Below are 20,219 nucleotides of genomic sequence, written 5' to 3' on the forward strand. Positions count from 1 at the left end.
AAGTGCGGGCGGAAGAGCCCGACAGTTTGAAGTGGATCAAGACCATGCGGCCGTCGCCTCTATCGCGTGGGGTGTGTCGGCATTGTGACCAGCCGATGTTGGGCCTCCTGTTTGGGGTGTTCAATATTGTGCCCTCAGACAGGATTTCTGATCTGGCGCTGCCGCCGGTGTCTTGTGACATCTACTATGGAACGCGTGTGCGCGATGTGACGGACAATATCCCAAAACATCTCGGTGCGGTGGCCAGCTATGTGGGGCTGGCACTGCCTGTGATGCAGGTTCTGGCTCTGCCGGGGAAGCGATTGCCGCAGAATTGAGCAGGCATGAAGGCGGAGCAGCGCGCCGAAGGCTGTTAGCGGGTCAACTCACGCATGCCGCGTTCCAGCCCCTCTAGCGTCATGGGCACCATGCGATCCTCAAAGATCTCGCGGATCATGCTGATGGAATGGGTGTATTGCCAGTGGGTTTCTGGAACCGGGTTGATCCAGAGATTGGAGGCCCACTGATCCCGCGCGCGTTCCAGCCAGACCTGACCGGCCTCCTGGTTCCAATGTTCATTGGCCCCGCCGGGATAGGCGATTTCATAGGGCGACATAGAGGCGTCACCCACAAAGATGCATTTGTAATCCGGCCCATAGGTGCGCAGAACTTCATGGGTAGGTGTCTGATCGTTCCAGCGGCGCTGATTGTTGCGCCACACGCCTTCATAGAGGCAGTTGTGGAAGTAGTAGTATTCCAGATGTTTGAACTCTGCACGGGCGGCGGAGAACAGCTCTTCCACCACTTTGATATGCGGATCCATCGAGCCGCCCACATCCAGAAACAGCAGCACTTTCACAGCGTTGTGACGTTCGGGGCGGGTTTTGACATCCAGATAGCCGTGTTCGGCGGTGGCGCGGATGGTGTTGTCCAGATCAAGCTCTTCGGAGGCCCCTTCGCGGGCCCAGCGGCGCAGGCGTTTGAGCGCCACTTTGATGTTGCGGGTGCCCAATTCGATCGTGTCGTCAAAATTGCGGAACTCGCGTTTGTCCCAGACTTTGACGGCGCGCTGGTGGCGGCTTTCTTTCTGGCCGATGCGCACGCCTTCGGGGTTGTAGCCATAGGCACCAAAGGGGCTGGTGCCGGCGGTGCCGATCCATTTGTTGCCACCCTGATGGCGGCCTTCCTGCTCTTTGAGGCGCTCTTGCAGGGTTTCCATCAGCTTATCAAAGCCGCCCATGGCCTCAATCTCGGCCATTTCTTCCGCGCTGAGATGTTTTTCGGCCATCTTGCGCAGCCATTCTTCGGGGATGTCCACGGCCTCCAGCACATCCTGTGCGGAGATGTTGGCAAGACCATCGAAGGTCATGGCAAAGGCACGGTCGAATTTGTCGATGTTGCGCTCGTCCTTCACCATGATGGTGCGTGCCAGATAATAGAAGCTTTCCACATCATAGGTGGCAAGGCCCGCGCGCAGCCCTTCAAGAAAACCTAAGAATTCGCGTAGCGACACAGGCACACGGGCGGCTCGCAGGTTTTCAAAGAAGGGTAGAAACATCTTGGATCACACAGACATACGATGGACGAAGAGGGTGATGAACAGGCCCAGCATAGCAAAAATCATCGCGTAGACGACGGCGTATTGCAGGATGTCGAGCCTTTTGCCGCCACGTTTTGCAGCGAGCGCGCCGCCGAGAATTGCGCCAAGCAGGGCGCCAAAAATCACAAACATCGTCTCTTATGATCTCCCTTTGATCGGGCTGAGCGAGGCGATTTCGCGCAATTTTGCGCGTACGGCCCAGTCCGGGCCAAAGCCGTATCTTGCCCAGCCAAGACTGTCCAGCCGCAGTTGACCTGCCTCCTCCAGCTTGCCTTCCATCTCCAGCGCTTCGGCTTTCAAGAGCATGAGCGTGGAGAGCAGGGCGGCGTTTTCAAATTGTGCGGCTTTGGGCAATTGCGGAGAGAGAATGTTCAGGGCTTCGCGGCTTTGGCCTGCGCTGATGGCATAGGCGGCCAATTGGGTGGAGACATAGGCGCGATGAGGGCCGAAGGGGTCTGCGCTGCGATAAGCGCGGTCGGCTTCGGCGAAGTGAAAGAAGGCTTGGGACAGATCCTGCCCCTGAATCAGACGCCCCAGCGCATAGTGGGAAAACCCCAGGCGGTGATCCCGCCAGCCTTCGTTCTGGGCAATCTTGAGCGCCTCTTGCGCTGCGAGGCGGCGGCCGATCTGTGAGGTGCCGGGGCCGAGCGCGGTTTGCACCGCTTCAATCCAGCTGCGCGGCGTGGCAGGGAGCGGGTTGGAGGACAGCCGTTCGCCACGCGGGTTGATGCGCGCCAGGATCGCGGGCAGGCGTTGCGCCACTTCGGCGCGGGTCATGCCATTGGTTAGGCTTGGATCGTAATAGGCGCGCAGCACCAGCATATCAAAGCCTGTGAGCACCGCATGAATGTTGTCGTCATTAAAAACGCTGTCAGGCAGGCGGTAGAGATCGTTGAGCGGGCCAAGAGCCTGTGCCAGCTCTTCATGAAGGCAATCGCGGGTTTCCTGCGGGCTGGCGTCATTGGGCAGAAAGATTGCAATCTGGCGGCGGTTCTCCAGCAGCGCCCAATTGGCGGCACCGCTGCGTCGTGCCGCGCGATATTGGTTTAACGCGGAAATATTGGGCACCACAAAGCAGGCGGCTTGTGGCAGCGCTTTGCGGATGTCTTTGCGAGAGACCGCTTGAATGGTGATATTGGCCGTTGCGGAGGTGGTCTGTGTGATGTTGATCCGCGCCTCCGTGCGCAGGCGCGTCAGGAGCGCGCGCAGGTCGCTCATCATGCCCGCCGGAGGCGTTCCGGTGACACGCAGGGTGATGGGGCCTTCAAAGCGGGTCATGCGCGCCAGTTTGCGGCCACTTTCCAGTTCAAAGGAGAGATCGAGAAAATCGCGGGCCATGTCGCGGTTGGAGCGGCCCGGCGGCAAAGGGCGGGGTGTGGAGAAGGCTTTGACCGGCGGCAGGGTGACCTCAGAGACGGCCGCACGGGTGGTGGACCCCCCCTCCCACACAGGGGCGCAGGCGGAGACCAGAAAAACAAATGGCAATAAGAAACGAAACATCAGGGCCTTTGATACCGAATGAAAGGGGTCAGTTTTCCGACACGATCATAAAGGGTGCGTGCGGTTTGGTTAAAATCCTGTGTCAGCCAATAGACCGATGGTGCCCCATTTGCATCAGCGGCGGCATAGACGGCTTCGATGAGTTTGCGCCCCACACCCGTGCCGCGCACGGCGGGGTCGGCAAAAAGATCCTGAAGGTAGCAGACGTTTTCAATTTTCCATGCGTGGCGGTGGAAGAGGAAATGGGTCAGGCCAACCAATGTGCCGTCCTGTTCAGCAACAAGGCAGGAAAAATCCTGCGGATCTTCGCCCAGAAGTCGCGCAAAAGTGCTTGCGTAGACCTCTTCCGGCACCGTTGTCTCATAGAAGGCCAAATAGCCGGTCCAGAGGTGACGCCATTGTGCTTCGTCGGTGGCTTTGAGGGGGCGAATGCGCGGTATGGCGGCTGTCATCGTCTGTCCTGTCTGTGCCTGTGCGCCAAGCGGCGCTGGCTGTTAGCCTAGCATGCCTGAGAACTGGGGCAAGAATGCGGTGGTCGTCGACAGAAATCGCGGCCCTCGATCAAGAAACAAGTCTCTGAGGGCCGGTTACAAACTCAGCGACCGGAGCGTGCCATGAAGGCAAGACGCTCAAACAAATGCACATCCTGCTCGTTTTTGAGCAAAGCGCCATGCAGTTTGGGCAGGGCGTTGGCGCCATCTCGCTTCAGATCCTCAGAACTCAGGTCTTCGGCCAGCAGAAGCTTCAGCCAGTCAATCACCTCAGAGGTGGAAGGTTTCTTTTTTAGTCCCGCGGTTTCGCGGATCTCAAAGAACTGTGTGAGGGCCGTGGTCAGCAGAGCGTCTTTGATGCCCGGATGGTGCACAGCCACGATTTTTTTCAGGGTCTCCATATCCGGGAAGCGGATGTAGTGGAAAAAGCAGCGCCGCAGGAAGGCGTCTGGCAGTTCTTTTTCGTTGTTGGAGGTGATGATAATGATCGGGCGATGTTTGGCCGTGACGGTCTCGCCGGTTTCATAGACGTGGAAGGCCATCTTATCGAGTTCTTGCAACAGATCGTTGGGGAATTCGATATCGGCCTTGTCGATCTCATCGATCAGCAGCACGACTTTCTCGTCACTGTCAAAAGCTTCCCAGAGTTTGCCGCGCTTGATGTAGTTGGAGATGTCATGCACGCGCTCATCGCCCAGCTGGCTGTCCCGCAGGCGAGATACAGCGTCATATTCATAGAGCCCCTGCTGCGCCTTGGTGGTGGATTTCACGTTCCATTCGATCATTTTGAGGCCCAAACCCTGGGCCACCTGCAAGGCGAGTTCGGTCTTCCCGGTGCCGGGCTCACCCTTGACCAGAAGCGGGCGCTCCAGCGCCACGGCGGCATTGACGGCTACGGTCAGGTCATCTGTCGCTACGTAATCTTTGGTACCAGTAAACTGCATGGAAATTCTCCGCCCGTTCCTCAATTTCAGCGCGACCCTATCCTGAACATATTTTGTCCGCAATGTGCCACTAAGAGGTAGTGACATTCCCGCCTCAAGGGAGTAAGTGCTGGCGTTAGAGAAGGGGGGTTGCATGTCTGAATTGAATAGCACGAAGGACGTGAGCCACGGTGAGGGAGCAGAAATGAAAGCCGAAACTTTCCTGCCCGACGATTATCGTCCCGCAGAAGATGAACCGTTCATGAATGACCGGCAAATCGAGTACTTCCGTCGCAAACTGCTGAACTGGAAAGAAGAACTTCTGGCTGGCAGCCGTGACACAATCGAAGGCCTGCAAGACAGCACACGGAATATTCCGGATGTCGCAGACCGTGCAAGCGAAGAGACCGACCGGGCGCTAGAGTTGCGCACCCGGGATCGCCAGCGCAAATTGGTGCTCAAGATCGACAGCGCACTGCGCCGTATTGATGAAGGTGAATACGGGTATTGTGAGGTGACTGGGGAGCCGATTTCGCTCAAGCGTCTGGATGCGCGTCCCATCGCCACCATGAGCCTTGAAGCGCAGGAGCGCCACGAGCGTCGCGAAAAAGTGCACCGTGATGATTGAGCTGTGACATTTGTCACGGCTCTTTTTTTACTTTGCTTAAAAAAATACCAGCGCCGGGGCTTTTGCCTCGGCGTTTTTTTGTAGATACCGCTGACATGGATTTGACGAGACAGAAGGTCTGCGTGATTGGCGCAGGCATCGGCGGGCTCACCGCGGCGCTGGCGCTGAGACAGCGTGGCGCGCAGGTCTGTGTTTTGGAGCAGGCTGAGGCGATTACGGAAGTGGGCGCCGGGCTTCAGATCAGCCCCAATGGCGGCGCGGTCTTGCGGGCGCTGGGCCTGCAGGCTGAGGTAGCGCAGCGCGCTGTCAAGGCGCAGGCTGTTGAGTTGCGTGACTATGCGGCAGGGACGATGGTGTCGCATCTGGATCTGTCGTTGCTGAAAGATCAGGCGCCTTATCTGTTTTTACATCGTGCAGACCTGATTGACTGTTTGGCTGCCGCAGTGCGCGCCTCTGGTGTGCGTGTGCTTTTACTGCAGAAGGTGGACAGCATTGTGCCAGCGGGCGAGGGGCATGCGCGCCCGCGTGTGGTGATGGCCAATGGCTCAGAGATGAAGGCCGATCTGGTGATTGGGGCGGATGGTCTGCATTCGCGTCTGCGGCCGGCCCTCAATGGGACCGTGGCACCCTTTTTCACCCGGCAGGTGGCTTGGCGGGCGACCGTACCTAATACGATTGATCATCCGAATGTCGCGCGGGTGCATATGGGGCCACGGCGTCATGTGGTGAGCTATCCGCTGCGCGCGGGCGCTTTGATCAATATTGTCGCGGTTCAGGAACAGGTCGGTTGGGCCGAAGAAGGCTGGCACATTCCGGACGACCCCGACAATCTGCGGGCGGTTTTTGCCGATTTTGGTGGCACAGTGAAGCCCATGTTGGCGGAGGTGAAGGAGGTGCGGCGCTGGGGGCTGTTTCGGCATCCGGTTGCGCCGGTCTGGCAGGGGGGGCACTGCGCGTTGCTTGGGGATGCGGCGCATCCGACCTTGCCGTTCATGGCGCAAGGCGCGGTGATGGCCATGGAGGATGCCTGGGTGCTGGTGGATGCGCTCAGCAAGGCGGAGACGGTTGCTGCTGGTCTGGCCAGCTATCAGGGGCGCCGCGAGGCGCGTGTGAAGCGGGTTGTGGACACAGCCAGTAAGAATGCCTGGAAATACCACCTGTCTAATCCTCTGCTGCGCCGCGCTGCGCATATGGGCTTGCGCATGGCCTCGTCAGTGGCGCCTGCGCGCATGATGGGGCAGTTTGACTGGATCTACCGTCATGATGTCACGCAGGGCTGAAGCCTGCGGTGTTGGCGCAGTGGCGCGTGTCCACGGCCCTCTGCTCAGGGAGTGGTGGTCCTCCCGCCAACCTGTTGACGCAGCCAGCTGCTGACAGGCTGTTGGGCGTGGCGCAAAGCATGCGCTTTGCGAGGCGTGTCTCACCTAGTGTGATGTACGGTGCCAAAACGGGACGGGATAGAGGTGGTGGCGCTCATCTACGAAGAAATTAGTAATTTCCCTGTGGAGAGGTCTTGTTCATGATTGCGGTAACAGTTTCAGCGGCGTAGGGTGCGCGGCAAACATACGCAGGGAGGCCGTCATGACACATATTCTTGCCATCGATCAGGGCACCACATCCAGCCGCGCCATCGTTTTTGATGGGGATATTCGCCCCATTGCCAGCGCGCAGTTGGAGTTTGAACAACATTTTCCAAATTCAGGCTGGGTGGAGCATGATCCGGCGGACATCTGGGTCACCACGGTGGAGACCTGTTCGGGCGCGCTGGCACGGGCGAAGATTGCGGCCAAGGACGTGGATGCCATTGGCATCACCAATCAGCGGGAGACCACTTTGGTGTGGAACCGCCATACCGGCGAGCCTGTGCACAATGCGATTGTCTGGCAGGACCGGCGCACCGCAGAAATCTGTGATGCACTGAAAGCGGCGGGTCATGCAGAGCTTGTGCAATCCATCACCGGCCTGCTTCTGGATCCCTATTTTTCGGGCACCAAGGTCAAATGGATCCTCGATCATGTGGAGGGCGCGCGCGCAGCGGCAGATGCAGGGGATTTGCTGTTTGGCACAGTGGACTGCTATCTGATCTGGAAGCTCACCGGCGGTAAGGTGCATGCCACCGATGCCACCAATGCCGCCCGCACCCTTATTTACGACATTCACAAAGGCCAGTGGAGCCCGGACATCTGTGCCCTGCTGGGCATTCCCATGGCGATGTTGCCAGAGGTCAAGGATTGCGCCGCTGACTTTGGCGCGACGGATCCGGATATTTTTGGCGCGGCGATCCCGATCCGGGGCGTGGCCGGAGATCAGCAGGCGGCCACCATCGGGCAGGCCTGTTTTGAGGCGGGCATGTTGAAATCTACCTATGGCACCGGGTGTTTTGCGCTTTTGAACACGGGCGATACGCCGGTGACCTCGCACAACCGCTTGCTGACCACCATTGCCTATCAGCTGGATGGCAAGCCCACTTATGCGCTGGAAGGGGCCATTTTCATTGCTGGCGCGGTTGTGCAATGGCTGCGCGACGGGTTGGGCATCATCGAAGGCGCAGCAGAAACGGCGGCCTTGGCGGATGCGGCCGATCCGGCACAGGAGCTGATTTTGGTGCCTGCCTTCACAGGGCTTGGGGCCCCCTATTGGAACCCGCAGGCGCGTGGTGCTGTGTTTGGGCTGACGCGAGGATCAGGCCCGAAGGAGTTCTCGCGTGCGGCGCTGGAAAGCGTGGGCTTTCAGACCCGCGACCTGCTGGATGCGATGCAGGCGGATTATGCCGGCACGGGGGACACTGTGCTGCGCGTGGATGGGGGGATGAGTGCCTCGGACTGGGCGATGCAGTTTCTGTCAGACATTCTGGGCGCGCCGGTGGATCGGCCTGTGGTGGCCGAAAGCACAGCCAAGGGCGCAGCCTGGCTGGCGGGGATGCAGATTGGTGTCTATCCGGATATGGCGGGCTTTGCCGCGACCTGGGAAAAAGAATGCCAGTTTGTGCCCCTGCGGGATGACGGCTGGCGGGAAAGCCGCTATGCGGGCTGGAAGAAAGCCATTGACGCTACGCTCTCCATGACAGAGTGAGGCGTCTTCATAAGATCGGAGCGCTCCATGTCAGAAAACTGTTGCCTGTGTGGGGCGCCTGAAGCGCATTTGGGGACTGTTGCGCCGCGTGATGTGCAGGTGGCGCTCTGTGCGACTTGCAATAAAGCCGTGGCAGAAGGGCCAGAGGATGGGCCGCATTGGCAATGCCTGCACGAAGCCATCTGGAGCACCGAGCCTGCCGAACAGGTGCTGGCATGGCGCTTGCTGAAGGCTTTGCCCGAAGCGCCATGGGCGCGCGACCTTCTGGACATGGCCTATCTGGAGTCTGATGTGCTGGCCTGGGCGGAAGCGGGGGGGCTTGAGGCCGCTGAGGTTGTGCATCGCGACAGCAATGGGACCGCGTTGGCGGCGGGCGATACGGTGGTGCTGATCAAGGATCTTCCGGTCAAAGGCGCGGGGTTTACCGCCAAACGGGGCACGGCTGTGCGCAATATCTCTTTGGTGATGGACAATGAGGCCCATATCGAAGGGCGCGTGGAAAGCCAGCGTATTGTGATCCTGACCAAGTTTGTCAAAAAGAGCTGAGGGCCTCAAAGGGCTCGGCTTGGGTTGGCGATGTGCTGTCTTGACGTGAGTGTACAAATCGGGAACATTTGTGGGGCGCGCTCTTGGAAAGGACATCGAGATGCCCCTCACTCTGGAAATAGACTACGTTGAATTTTACAGCGCCGAGCTGGAAGCCACCGAAGGTTTTTTCGGCAAGGCCTTCTCTTGGGAATTTGTGAATTACGGCCCGGATTATCGCGACATTCAGAACGCAGGCATTGGCGGCGGGATTGAGCGCAGTGGCCCGAAGGCCCCTTTGATTGTGCTGAAAACAGATGACCTTTCGGCGGCGTATCAACAGGTCTCTGACGCGGGCGCGGAAATTACCAAAGAAGTTTTTGAGTTTCCCGGCGGCGCGCGTTTTGAGTTTCGTGAGCCGGGAGGCACCGATATGGCGGTCTGGTGCCCTGCCTGAACATCCTCAGAAGGGGCAGGGTGTCAGACCTCCATGGGGATTGTCACAGGCCCATCATTGATGAGCGACACTTTCATGTCCGCGCCAAATGAACCGGTTTGCACGGGGATGAGCGCCCCAAGCTGTTGTGCGAAGAGTTCATAGAGCCGTTTGCCGTCTTCCGGTGGGGCGGCTGTGGAAAAGCCGGGGCGGTTGCCGCTGCGCGTGTCTGCGCTCAACGTGAACTGGCTGATCACCAGAGCGCTGCCGCCCACGTCGATCACTGATCGGTTCATTTTGCCGTTTTCATCCTGAAAGATCCGGCATTTGGCGACTTTCTGGGCGAGTTTTTGCGCCTGCGCTTCGGTGTCCCCCTGCATGGCACAGACCAGCACCATCAGACCGGGACCGCATTGCCCGATGACCGTGCCGTCCACGCGTACCTGTGCTTCGCTTACTCGTTGTATTACGGCCCGCATTGCGCCCTCCTTTTGGGCGCAGCCTGCGCCAGAGGGACGCCAATCTCAAGCCCCGTATGCGCCCTCAGATCCCCTTTAATCGACACAGCTGTGCTGTGGCGTGGGCGCAGCCCGCAGGCTCAGCCTTGGCTGAGCCACCGAGATGACACTACTTGCGCGGTCCGTTCATGATGATGCAGGTGGTGGAACCGGTGGCGTAGAGTTTGCCATCTTCCACGCCGCGGATCTCGCCATTGGCGATGCCAGTTGAGCGACCGGCATGTTGCACTTTGCCGATTGCGTGCACCGTCATGCCGGGCGGGATGGAGCGGAGGATGTTTATTTTATATTCGAGCGTTGTGTAAATCTGGCCTGCGGCAAGCGTGGTCTGCACCGCGCAGGCCATGCAGCTGTCCAGAACCGTGCCGTACCAGCCGCCATGGACGGTGCGAATGGGGTTGAGCACATCAAACTGTGGCGTGCCCTCAAATGTGACGCTGCCATGCTCCGCATGGATGGGCACAAATCCCATGGTTTTGCCAATTGGCGCACCGGGCAGGTCGCCTTTGATGATCGCCTGCATAAAGGCCAACCCGCTCATGGAGAGGATGGTGTCAAATGTTGCCAGATCCTCTAGCGATTGCGCGAAGTGGTGCTGTGTCATGGGGGGCTCCTTTAACAAGTGAAATAGAGCCGCATATCCCATGATACTGCAAGGGGAGGGAGCGTGTTTTACGCCACGTTTTGCAGGCGCACCGATGGGGTCACGCCAAGCGCGTGGCAGACATCACGGGTCAGTTCCGGGCGATTGAGCGTGTAAAAGTGCAGCGCATCGACGCCTTCGTCCATCAGGTCAGAGCACAACTCTGTGCAGACTGCGGTGGCCAGAAGGTCCTCACGCCCGTCGCGTTCGGCCTTTTCAAAGGCATTGATCAGCCAGTTGGGCACGGAGGTGCCGCAGCGGGCGGCGAAATTGCGCACACCTTTCCAATTCTCAATCGGCAGGATGCCGGGCAAAATAGGGGCGGTGATGCCAGCGGCGGCGCAGGCGTCGCGGAACCGCAGGAAGGTCTCTGCCTCAAAGAAAAACTGCGTGATGGCTTCGCTGGCACCGGCCTCAATCTTGCGCTTGAGCCAGTCGACATTGGCGGCCATGTCTGTGGCCTCTGGGTGGACCTCGGGGTAGGCGCCCACGCGGATCGTGAATTTGCCCGTATCTGCCAGAGCGGAGATCAGCTCAAGCGAATTGGCAAATCCCTTGGGATGGGGGGTAAATCCAGCGCTGCCTTTGGGGGGATCCCCCCGCAATGCGACAATTTCTGACACGCCGGCCTGCGCAAAGTCTTCGGCGATTTGCAGGGTTTCTGCCTTTGAGGCGTCCACGCAGGTCAGATGGGCGGCCACATTGAGGCCGGAAGATTTGTGTAACGTGGCCACGGCTTCGCGTGTGAGATCGCGCGTTGTGCCGCCAGCGCCATAGGTCACGGAGACAAAGCGTGGATCAAGTGGCGCAAGGGTTTGAACGGTATCCCACAGCCGAAAGGAGGCTTCCAAAGACTGCGGCGGAAAGAATTCAAAAGAAACTTGAGGCGTGGTCATGATCGGCATCCTGTAACTTGCGGTTGCCCTCATGTCTCACGTGTGGCATCTTTACGCAAATTCATAATACTCAAGAAGGTCATGAGTCCCATATGAAGATGCACATTGAGTTTCGTCATCTGCGTACGGTGCGCGCCATTCATGAATGTGGCGGTCTGGCTCGTGCTGCCGAGCAGTTGAACATCACACAATCGGCTTTGTCCCATCAGGTCAAAGGGTTGGAAGAGCAGGCCGGTGTCGAGCTGTTTGTGCGCCGCTCCAAGCCGATGAAGCTTTCAGCGGCGGGGTTGCGTCTGTTGCGACTGGCCAATCAGGTTTTGCCGGAAGTGGAAAAGCTTGAGGCGGAGTTCAATGGGGTGCGCGATGGGCGCTCCGGGCGCTTGCATATCGCGATTGAATGCCACGCCTGCTTTGAGTGGCTTTTTCCGGTATTGGAACAGTTTCGCAAGAACTGGCCGGATGTGGATGTGGACATCCGCCCCGGGCTGGCCTTTGACGCGATGCCCGCTTTGCAAAAAGAAGAGGTGGATCTGGTTGTCAGCTCGGACCCGGAAAACCTGCCCGGGGTGTCTTTTAGCCATCTGTTTGATTATGCGCCGGTCTTTGTGGCCTCCGCACAGCATCCCCTTGCGCAGAAGCCTTTTGTGGATGCCGAAGATTTTCGTGGCGAGACGCTGATCACCTATCCGGTCGAGCGGTCCCGACTGGATGTGTTTTCGCAATTGCTGACGCCAGCCAAGGTGGAGCCGGGGGCTGTGCGGCAGGCGGAATTGACGGCGGTTATTCTGTTGCTTGTGGCGTCCAACCGTGGGGTCTCTGTGCTGCCGGATTGGGTGGTGCGGGAAGTGAAATATTCCTCTGACTATGTCACGCGACCGCTCACCGCGGATGGGTTGACCCGTCAGCTTTTTGCAGCGACCCGCGATGAGGATCTCGATAAGCCTTACATGCAGGACCTAATTGCGCTGGCTGGTAAGGAAGCTCGTCGGCTGCAATCCGCTTAATCTTTTTTGTGAGCCATTTGTGAAGATTCTCCCCCTAGTGTTTCCGAACGCCAGCCTCCATGTGCTGGCGGCACGTCGAAACTTCTAGGGGGTGGGGATCTCTCTGTCAGTACAGCACACTGCTGTTCCGAAGCGGGACCTCAAAGGTACCTATGCGAACCACATTCAATGCCATTTCGATAGGTCAATTGGCCGACATTGATACCAATGAGGGCAATTTCACGGCAGAGAACGCCTCCGCGTTGGTTGGGATGACATTTGGCGGCCCCGGCGCCGCTCTCGTGAATGACTTTGTTGAAGTTTCCGCAGTTGGCAATGTGGGCGGGTTCTACAATATGAACAACAGCCCGAATGATCAGTTCAGTGTGGATGGCGGTGCGGCGCAGACCTTTGATGGCACCTCGGTTTACAGTGCGACCGTTACATTTGTGGATGGCACCACCGGCACCTATTCAGCTGTCGTGTTTCAGGATTTGAACGGCAATGCCTATCTCGCGCCGGAGTTTTCGGACAATGCGGATCAGAGGCTTCTGAATTCAAAGCCCATTCAGTCGGTTTCCCTCGATCGTCTGTTGGGCAATCAGTTTTCCGGTCTGAACGCGGCGCGGGAAGAGTGGGATTTTGTGCCATGTTTTGTCAAAGGGACGCGCATCATCACTCAGGGGGGTGAAATTGCGGTCGAAGATCTCGTGCCCGGTGACATGGTTCTGACGATGGACCACGGGTTCCGCCCTTTGCGGTGGATTGGCCAACGGACCGTGTCGGGCACCGGCGCTCTGGCGCCTGTGCGTTTTGAGGCAGGTGCCTTGGGCAATGATGTGCCGCTCATGGTGTCCCCGCATCATCGCATGATGCTCAGCGGCTGGCGTGTTGAAATGCATTTTGGGGAGATAGAGGCGCTGGTGCCTGCCATCAGCCTGTTGAATGGAGAGACCATCCGGCAAATTTCCGGTGGCGATGTCACCTATGTGCATCTGCTGTTTGATTGCCACGAAATCATCTATGGCGGCGGTATTCCCAGCGAGAGCTTCATGCCCGGTGAGCAGGGGCTGAACAGCATGACAGAGGCGGTGCAGAAAGAAATCTATGATCTGTTTCCGGAATTGGTCAGCGAAGGTTTGCACAGCTATGGGGACGAGGCGCGCCCGTCTTTGAAGGTGCAGGAAGCCCGGCTTCTGGCAGGCTGACATCTGACATCATCATCACATATTTTGAATTTCGAACGGTTTTACCTCGTACGTTCGAATGCTTGACCGTCGCGTCCATGATCATTTGGCGCGGCGGTCAAACTTTTAGGTTCAGCAAGGGTGCTGAAACATCCATATGGCTTGAGACTAGATCAGCTTGACGATCTGTTTGCCTTTATTGCCGCCGCTTAGAAGGGCGCGGAAGGCTGCCGGAGCGTTCTCCAAACCCTCAGCGATATCCTCGGTATAGGCAATTTTGCCGGCCGCCAATTGCGGGGCGATTTCGCGCAGGAAATCGCCATAGCGGTCAAAGTGGTTGGAGATAATAAACCCGTTTACAGAGAGGAAATTGACCAGAATGGTGCGCCACAGGCGTGGTCCGGTCAGCGCTTCCATCGCGGCATCCGCGCCCAGACCTCCGGCGTTGTACCAGGCAATCATGCCGCAAAGGGGGATACGCCCATGCGGATTCATCATCGGCAACACCGCATCAAGAACTTTGCCGCCAACATTTTCAAAGTAGATGTCGATCCCATCCGGGCAGACCTCTTTGAGGGCGTGGCGCAGATCGCGCGCGGTTTCATAGGCGCGGTGATCAATGCAGGCGTCAAACCCATAGGTTTCTGTTGCGGTTTTGCATTTCTCTGCGCCGCCGGCGATTCCGACTACGCGCAGACCATGGATTTTGCCGAGCTGCCCAACCATCGAGCCAACAGGCCCATTGGCCGCTGCCACAACCAAAGTTTCGCCAGCTTTGGGCCTGCCGTATTCCATAAGGCCAAACCAGCCGGTGAAGCCGGGCATGCCCAACACGCCAAGTGCGGTTGTGATGGGGGCAAGTGTGGGGTCCAGTTTTTGAATATCCTGCCCCTTTGCCACCCCATGTGTGGCCCAGCCAAACATGCCAAAGACAAAATCACCAGGCGCAAATTTGGGATGGTTTGAGGTGATGACTTCTCCGACGGCGCCGCCTTCCATGGTGCCGCCAATGGGAACTGGTGCTGCGTAGGATTTGGCATCATCCATGCGTCCGCGCATGTAAGGATCAAGCGACATGTAGTGGGTGCGCACCAAGACCTCATTGGGGCCGATCTCTGGTAAGTCGTCGGTTTCCAAGCGAAAGTTTTCGTCCTGAGGCATGCCTGTGGGGCGGCTTGCCAAAACCATTCGCTGCATCTTCTCAGTCATACTCATATCCTCCAGCTCTTTGATGAGAGCTTGGCGGGCGGGGGATAGGCTGGCAAGGCTGTGGGCTTTTTTGCGTGGTTTTGTGACGCCGCGTTTCACAAGCCGTGTGAGAAGCCCTATAAGGCCTTGGCAAAAAGGGATTACGAGCGTATACGCGCGCTCTGAGCCAAAAGGAGCCGTGCCATGCCGGGCAGCGCAAATCTGAATATCATGATGAAGGCCGCCCGCAAAGCGGGCCGGTCACTGGTCAAGGACTTCCGGGAAGTTGAAAACCTTCAGGTGTCGATGAAGGGGGCAGGCGACTTTGTCAGCCGTGCCGACATCGCAGCGGAGAAAATCCTGAAAGAAGAACTGCTTGGCGCGCGTCCAACCTATGGCTGGATTGCCGAAGAGGGTGGTGAAATCGCGGGCAAAGACCCGACCCGCCGCTGGATCGTGGACCCGCTGGACGGCACCACCAACTTCCTGCATGGTTTGCCGCATTGGGCGATTTCCATCGCGCTGGAGCACAAGGGTGAAATTGTTGCCGGTGTTGTTTTTGACGCTGCCAAGGATGAAATGTTTTATGCGGAACGTGGCGAAGGTGCCTGGCTGAACGACAGTCTGCGTCTGCGTGTGTCAGGCCGTCACCGCATGATTGAGTCGATTTTTGCCACTGGGCTGCCATTTGGCGGCCGTGCGGATCTGCCGGAAACCCTGCAGGATCTCGCGCGCCTGTTGCCTGCCACGGCGGGTGTGCGCCGCTTTGGATCTGCGGCGCTGGATTTGGCCTATGTGGCGGCAGGTCGCTATGAGGGATACTGGGAGCGTAACCTGAAATCCTGGGATGTGGCGGCCGGGCTGTTGATTGCGAAAGAGGCAGGCGCGCTGGTTGAGCCGATTGATCCTGATGGGGATCTTCTGGAAGACGGCAATGTGCTTGTGGCCAATGAGCCGATTTTCTCAACTTTTGCGAAAGTTGTGCGCAACGGGTGACGTTTCAGCGCCGATAAAGGCGCTTGCCTCCTGTGAGATTGAGAAACCTGGCCCCATGTGGTCAGGTTTTTCTGTCTGAAGGGTGGTTGATCCCGTCAACCCAGCCAAAGGGCGCATAGTCTGCCGGGTTCACGCCCTCCAATGCGCCGATGTTGACGCCATAGACGTTTGGATTGGAGCGCCTTTGATGATGGGTGTAGATGCCGCAATTGCGGCAAAAATAGTGTTTGGCCGTGCCTGATCCCCAGGTGTAGAGTGTCAGGCTTTCATGGCCTTTGACGATGGTGAGATCGTCCAGCGCCACGTCGACATTTGGAACGGCGCGGCGGCGGCAGAAGGAACAATCACACATGCGTGCTTTGCTGGGGTGTTCGGCCAGCCGCACGCGCAGTTCCACGGAGCCACAGTGGCAGGTCAGTTTCTGGGTCATCTGCGTCTCCTTACGCGGGGGATGGAGCTTTGGGACAGGCGGTATTTTGCTTCAGGGTGTGGCGGGTGGCCATGGGTTTCCTGCCAATAATGCGCACCACCACGGCGCAGCCAGACCGGCAGGGTGAGCAGCGCGCCAAAGACAAAGCCGCCTGCATGAGCCCAATGTGCCACGCCGCCGGCCTCCGGATTTGACAGGAGGCCGTTGAACAGTTGTAGGCCAAACCAAAGCCCGAGCATGATCCAGGCAGGGACCGTGAATATTCGGAAGATGATGATCAGGAACAGGAAGATGTCGACGCGCGCTTTGGGAAAGAGCAGCAGATAGCCCCCCATCACCCCGGCGATGGCACCGGAGGCACCGACCATGGGGATCAGACTGTCAGGGTTTGCCGCGATCTGTGCGACGTCTGCGCCCAGACCAGAGAGCAGGTAGAAGACGAGAAAGCCAAGATGGCCCATCTCATCTTCGAGGTTGTCGCCAAAGATCCACAGGAACAGCATATTGCCCGCCAGATGCATCCATCCGCCATGCAGGAACATGGAGGTGAACAGCCCATGCAGGCGCCGCCCCTCTGTCACTTCGGCAGGCAGCAGCGCCCAGTCCTGAAAGAACAGTGCCAACCTGTAATCATCGCCCATAATGGGCTGATAACTCAGGAAGATCAGGATGTTCAGCGCAATGAGCGCATAAACAACATAGGGGGTGCGGCCTGACGGGTTGTGATCTCTGATCGGAAACATGCCGCCAAGCTGGGCTTATTTGCCGGGGAGGTCAACCGGCACCGCTGAGAAGGGCTGCGTTCCCACCTGCGGCTGTTGTATCGACACACACATGGCGCTCTCCTACCACGCGCGCGGCGTCTGGCAGGCCGGTGATGACCGGCAAGATCGGCCCGCTGCGTTCTGCCAGCGCCTGCTCGTAGCTGCGCGCGGTTGCCGCATCGCCCCACCAGAGCAGGCCGCTAAACCCGTTCAATGTGGTCAGAGCCTCCGCAGCCAGAGCGCCGCTTGCCACCACCGCGCGTCCGCCAAGTGCGGTGACTTTGGCGGCCTGATCTGCGGCAGTGTCCGCGCCGGGCCCCATGCAGAGCAGCGGAGGGCGGGCATAGGTGGTCAGGCGGTTGGATTCGCCGGTTGGTCCGGGCAGGGTGAGCGTGCTCTGCGCCACGGGTTGCGCCATTGCCTGATCAATCTGTGTTTGCAGATGTTGGGCCGCGACCTCTGTGTCCCATTTGCCGCCCAATTGTGGGGTAACTTTGGCAAAGCGGGGCAGGTAGTGCGGCCCGCCCGCCTTTGGACCGGTGCCAGACAGACCTTCGCCGCCAAAGGGCTGGGAGCCGACGATGGCCCCGATCTGGTTGCGGTTGATGTAGATGTTGCCCGCCGCGATGCGATCAGAGACATGTTGCACCCGGTCGTCGATGCGGGTTTGCAAGCCAAAGGTCAGCCCATAGCCGGTGGCATTGATGGCGTCGATCACGGCATCCAGATCGCTGGCCTTGAAGGTGGCGACATGTAGAACCGGGCCGAAGATCTCGCGCTCCAGATCGGCGATGCCATTCACCTTGATCAAGGTCGGCGCAATGAAGGTTCCGGTTTGCGGCGTGGGCATCTGATACAGCACGCGTTCTTCGGATTGGGCCACGGCGATATGATCGGCGATGGAGGTTTGCGCGGCGACATCAATCACCGGGCCACTGTCGGTAGAGAGGCTCCAAGGATCCCCTAGCGTCAGCTCTTTCATCGCGCCTTTCAACATGTCGAGCAGATTGTCGGCGATGTCTTCCTGGACATAAAGGCAGCGCAGGGCCGAACAGCGTTGCCCGGCAGATTGGAAGGCGCTTTCCACAATTGCGGTCACAGCCTGCTCTGGCAGGGCGGTGGAATCCACGATCATGGCATTCAGGCCGCCGGTCTCGGCAATAAAGGGTGCGCCGGGGGTGAGATTTTCAGCCATGGTTTTGCGAATGCGCTGTGCGGTTGCTGTGGAACCTGTGAAGGCCACGCCGTTCACACGCGCATCAGAGGTGAGCGCGGCCCCAACAAGCGCACCAGAGCCGGGCAGGAGCTGCAGCGCAGAGGAGGGGACACCCGCTTCATGAAGCAGTTGCACCGCGCGGAAGGCGATCAGCGGTGTTTGATCCGCAGGTTTGGCGAGCACCGCGTTTCCAGCCGCCAGAGCGGCAGAGATTTGCCCGGTGAAGATGGCCAGCGGGAAGTTCCACGGGGAAATACAGGTGAACAGGCCCGCCGGTGGGGTTTGCGGCGCATTGGCCCCATAGTAGCGCAGGAAATCGACCGCTTCGCGCAATTCGGCGACCGCATCATTGGGCGTTTTGCCTGCTTCGCGTGCCAGAAGGGCAAACAACTCGCCAAAGTTGGCTTCATAGAGGTCAGCGGCCTTGTTCAGGATTTCACCGCGCTCAGCAGGTGCCGCTGCCCAAGGTGTTGCGGATGACAGCGCGGTTTCCACATCAGCTGCGCTGGCATGGGCCACGGTGCCGGGGCTGTCGGTAGGCAGGAAGGGGTTGGTCACCGCGATCGGGGCTTCGGGCGCGGTGGCACCTGCCAGAAGGGGCCCAGCTGTCCATGTGGCGTTGCGGAACCGTGCGCGGGCCACTTTGATGGTGGCCAGCGTGGGCTGATCTGTGAGGTCGAACCCTTTGGAATTGACACGCTCTGGCAGGAACAGGTCAGGGCCTGTGGTGAGGCTGGCCTGCGCGGCGTTGACGGTTTCAAAGGGATCGCTGGCCACTTCGGTGGCGGGCACGTCTTCATCCACGATCTGGTTCACGAAGGAGCTGTTGGCACCGTTTTCCAGCAGGCGGCGGACGAGATAGGCCAGCAGATCGCGGTGGGCACCCACTGGAGCGTAGATGCGGCAACGGGTGTTTTCGCCTGTCAGCACCAGATCATGCAACGCTTCGCCCATGCCATGCAGACGTTGGAATTCAAAGACGGTTTTGTCCTCTGCCATATGCAGGATGGCGGCGACTGTGTGGGCGTTGTGGGTGGCAAACTGTGGGTAGATGCGATCGGTCATGCCCAGCAGTTTGCGCGCGTTGGCAATATAGGAGACATCGGTTGCCGCCTTGGAGGTGAAGACCGGGAAATCCTCCAGCCCCTCCACCTGTGCGCGTTTGATTTCTGTGTCCCAATAGGCGCCTTTCACCAAGCGGACCATGATCTTGCGATCAAGTGTCTGGGACAGCTCATAGAGGTAATCCAGCGTGGCCCCTGCACGTTTGCCGTAGGCTTGTACCACCACGCCAAAGCCTTCCCAGCCTGCCAAAGCGGGTTCGGCCAGAACCGTGGCAATCACATCCATGGAGAGCGCAAGCCGATCGGCTTCTTCGGCGTCAATGTTGAGCCCCATGCCCGCAGATTTTGCCAGCAACGCCAGCGAGCGCAGGCGTGGCACCAGCTCTTCCATGACGCGCTCACTTTGGGCGACTTCATAGCGCGGGTGCAGCGCGGAGAGTTTTACAGAGATGCCGGGGTTGGCCCGGATGTCTTCGTGGGTGCAGGCGGTGGCAATGGCGGTGATAGCCCGCGAATAGGCCAGATGATAGCGCATCGCGTCGGCATCTGTTTTGGCCGCTTCGCCCAGCATGTCGTAGGAGTAGGTGTAGCCCTTTTCCTCCATATCGGCGGCGCGCTTCATGGCGGAGGTGATGGTTTCTCCGAGCACGAATTGGCGGCCCATTTCTTTCATGGCGCGCCCCACCGCCGTGCGGATCACGGGCTCACCGAGGCGTTTGACGGCACCGCGCAGCGTGCCGATCAGGCCAGCATTGCTTTCATCCATCACTTTGCCGGTGAGCATCAAAGCCCATGTTGAGGCGTTCACAAGAGAAGAAGAGGATTGACCAAGGTGTTTGCCCCAATCTGAGGGGGCGACCTTATCTTCGATCAACGCGTCGATGGTTTCGGCATCTGGGACCCGCAAAAGCGCCTCTGCCAAACACATGAGCGCGACGCCCTCGTTGGTGGAGAGGCCATATTCGGCAAGAAAGACTTCCATCATGCCTGGCTTTGTTTCGGAGCGGATTTTTGTGACCAGATCTGCGCCTGATGCGCCAATCATCTTGCGGTCTTGTTCACTCAGATCGGCACTTTGGATCAACTGCTCCAGCAGGGTCTCTTCGTTGCAATAAGTTGTGGTGTCGATCAGACCGCGCGCGTTTGTCATTTTTCTCTCCAGGTTTTTTGTTAATATATC

The 20,219-nt window shown here is 58.7% G+C and carries 21 protein-coding genes; 9 read left to right on the forward strand and 12 right to left on the reverse strand.

The features are described 5' to 3' along the window. Window positions 1-95 precede the first annotated feature (95 nt). The gene (locus J7382_RS19935; protein WP_247744910.1) at window positions 96-317 is read left to right on the forward strand and encodes a hypothetical protein; all 222 of its coding nucleotides are present in this window, start codon (window positions 96-98) and stop codon (window positions 315-317) included. Between the two features lie 35 nt (window positions 318-352). Here the strand turns inward: J7382_RS19935 and J7382_RS08330 are convergent, their stop codons facing one another. The 5 genes from J7382_RS08330 to J7382_RS08350 form a co-directional block, all read right to left on the reverse strand. Then, complete coding sequence (locus J7382_RS08330; protein WP_209068591.1) at window positions 353-1,537, reverse strand: VWA domain-containing protein; 1,185 nt, start codon at window positions 1,535-1,537, stop codon at window positions 353-355. Between the two features lie 6 nt (window positions 1,538-1,543). Then, a complete protein-coding gene (locus J7382_RS08335) occupies window positions 1,544-1,711 on the reverse strand; it encodes a hypothetical protein (protein ID WP_209068592.1) in 168 nt (55 codons plus the stop codon). Window positions 1,712-1,717: 6 nt separating this feature from the next. Further along, complete coding sequence (locus J7382_RS08340; protein WP_209068593.1) at window positions 1,718-3,079, reverse strand: DUF2927 domain-containing protein; 1,362 nt, start codon at window positions 3,077-3,079, stop codon at window positions 1,718-1,720. Then, on the reverse strand, window positions 3,079-3,531 hold the full coding sequence (locus tag J7382_RS08345; RefSeq protein ID WP_209068594.1) for a GNAT family N-acetyltransferase: 453 nt from the start codon (window positions 3,529-3,531) through the stop codon (window positions 3,079-3,081). Before J7382_RS08345 ends, J7382_RS08340 begins: the two co-directional genes overlap by 1 nt. A gap of 143 nt (window positions 3,532-3,674) precedes the next feature. Continuing rightward, window positions 3,675-4,514, reverse strand: coding sequence for a MoxR family ATPase (locus J7382_RS08350; RefSeq protein WP_209068595.1), 840 nt, complete (start codon window positions 4,512-4,514; stop codon window positions 3,675-3,677). 184 nt (window positions 4,515-4,698) lie between these two features. On the opposite strand from J7382_RS08350, the gene dksA reads away from it, so the two are divergent. The 5 genes from dksA to J7382_RS08375 all read left to right on the forward strand — a co-directional run bounded on the left by dksA (window position 4,699) and on the right by J7382_RS08375 (window position 9,175). Then, entirely contained in the window at window positions 4,699-5,121 is a 423-nt protein-coding gene (dksA, locus tag J7382_RS08355) for an RNA polymerase-binding protein DksA (RefSeq protein WP_209068768.1), read from the forward strand. A gap of 95 nt (window positions 5,122-5,216) precedes the next feature. Beyond that, a complete protein-coding gene (locus tag J7382_RS08360; RefSeq protein WP_209068596.1) occupies window positions 5,217-6,401 on the forward strand; it encodes an FAD-dependent oxidoreductase in 1,185 nt (394 codons plus the stop codon). Window positions 6,402-6,702: 301 nt separating this feature from the next. After that, window positions 6,703-8,193, forward strand: coding sequence for a glycerol kinase GlpK (gene glpK, locus J7382_RS08365; RefSeq protein ID WP_209068597.1), 1,491 nt, complete (start codon window positions 6,703-6,705; stop codon window positions 8,191-8,193). A 27-nt stretch (window positions 8,194-8,220) separates the two neighbouring features. Then, window positions 8,221-8,739, forward strand: coding sequence for an alkylphosphonate utilization protein (locus tag J7382_RS08370; RefSeq protein ID WP_209068598.1), 519 nt, complete (start codon window positions 8,221-8,223; stop codon window positions 8,737-8,739). 100 nt (window positions 8,740-8,839) lie between these two features. Next, window positions 8,840-9,175: a VOC family protein gene (locus J7382_RS08375; RefSeq protein WP_209068599.1), complete on the forward strand. Its 336-nt coding sequence runs from the start codon at window positions 8,840-8,842 to the stop codon at window positions 9,173-9,175. Window positions 9,176-9,198: 23 nt separating this feature from the next. Here the strand turns inward: J7382_RS08375 and dtd are convergent, their stop codons facing one another. The 3 genes from dtd to metF all read right to left on the reverse strand — a co-directional run bounded on the left by dtd (window position 9,199) and on the right by metF (window position 11,211). Further along, window positions 9,199-9,633 (reverse strand): D-aminoacyl-tRNA deacylase, encoded by a 435-nt coding sequence (gene dtd / locus J7382_RS08380; RefSeq protein WP_209068600.1) that lies wholly within the window; start codon window positions 9,631-9,633, stop codon window positions 9,199-9,201. A gap of 148 nt (window positions 9,634-9,781) precedes the next feature. Further along, window positions 9,782-10,276 (reverse strand): PaaI family thioesterase, encoded by a 495-nt coding sequence (locus tag J7382_RS08385; RefSeq protein ID WP_209068601.1) that lies wholly within the window; start codon window positions 10,274-10,276, stop codon window positions 9,782-9,784. Between the two features lie 68 nt (window positions 10,277-10,344). Further along, on the reverse strand, window positions 10,345-11,211 hold the full coding sequence (gene metF / locus J7382_RS08390) for a methylenetetrahydrofolate reductase [NAD(P)H] (protein ID WP_209068602.1): 867 nt from the start codon (window positions 11,209-11,211) through the stop codon (window positions 10,345-10,347). Between the two features lie 98 nt (window positions 11,212-11,309). Between metF and J7382_RS08395 the strand changes: the two genes are divergently transcribed. Then, on the forward strand, window positions 11,310-12,215 hold the full coding sequence (locus J7382_RS08395; protein ID WP_209068769.1) for a LysR family transcriptional regulator: 906 nt from the start codon (window positions 11,310-11,312) through the stop codon (window positions 12,213-12,215). 152 nt (window positions 12,216-12,367) lie between these two features. Beyond that, window positions 12,368-13,402 (forward strand): Hint domain-containing protein, encoded by a 1,035-nt coding sequence (locus J7382_RS08400; protein ID WP_209068603.1) that lies wholly within the window; start codon window positions 12,368-12,370, stop codon window positions 13,400-13,402. Between the two features lie 147 nt (window positions 13,403-13,549). Here the strand turns inward: J7382_RS08400 and J7382_RS08405 are convergent, their stop codons facing one another. Next, window positions 13,550-14,590, reverse strand: a complete 1,041-nt coding sequence (locus tag J7382_RS08405) for an NADP-dependent oxidoreductase (RefSeq protein ID WP_209068604.1) — start codon at window positions 14,588-14,590, stop codon at window positions 13,550-13,552. A 183-nt stretch (window positions 14,591-14,773) separates the two neighbouring features. On the opposite strand from J7382_RS08405, the gene J7382_RS08410 reads away from it, so the two are divergent. Further along, window positions 14,774-15,565 carry an inositol monophosphatase family protein gene (locus tag J7382_RS08410; RefSeq protein ID WP_209068605.1) on the forward strand — a complete coding sequence of 264 codons (792 nt, stop codon included), beginning with the start codon at window positions 14,774-14,776 and terminating at the stop codon, window positions 15,563-15,565. A 61-nt stretch (window positions 15,566-15,626) separates the two neighbouring features. Here J7382_RS08410 and J7382_RS08415 read toward each other — a convergent pair whose 3' ends face one another. The 3 genes from J7382_RS08415 to putA are packed head-to-tail and all read right to left on the reverse strand — an operon-like array spanning window position 15,627 to window position 20,189. Beyond that, window positions 15,627-15,995, reverse strand: coding sequence for a GFA family protein (locus tag J7382_RS08415; RefSeq protein ID WP_209068606.1), 369 nt, complete (start codon window positions 15,993-15,995; stop codon window positions 15,627-15,629). Next, window positions 15,992-16,738: a rhomboid family intramembrane serine protease gene (locus J7382_RS08420; protein ID WP_209068607.1), complete on the reverse strand. Its 747-nt coding sequence runs from the start codon at window positions 16,736-16,738 to the stop codon at window positions 15,992-15,994. The genes J7382_RS08415 and J7382_RS08420 overlap by 4 nt, the downstream gene beginning before the upstream one ends. Before the next feature lie 31 nt (window positions 16,739-16,769). After that, window positions 16,770-20,189, reverse strand: coding sequence for a bifunctional proline dehydrogenase/L-glutamate gamma-semialdehyde dehydrogenase PutA (gene putA / locus J7382_RS08425; RefSeq protein ID WP_209068608.1), 3,420 nt, complete (start codon window positions 20,187-20,189; stop codon window positions 16,770-16,772). Between the last annotated feature and the right edge of the window lie 30 nt (window positions 20,190-20,219).

It is taken from the genome of Shimia sp. R11_0 (assembly GCF_017744035.1).
Taxonomy (GTDB): Bacteria; Pseudomonadota; Alphaproteobacteria; order Rhodobacterales; family Rhodobacteraceae; genus Shimia; species Shimia marina.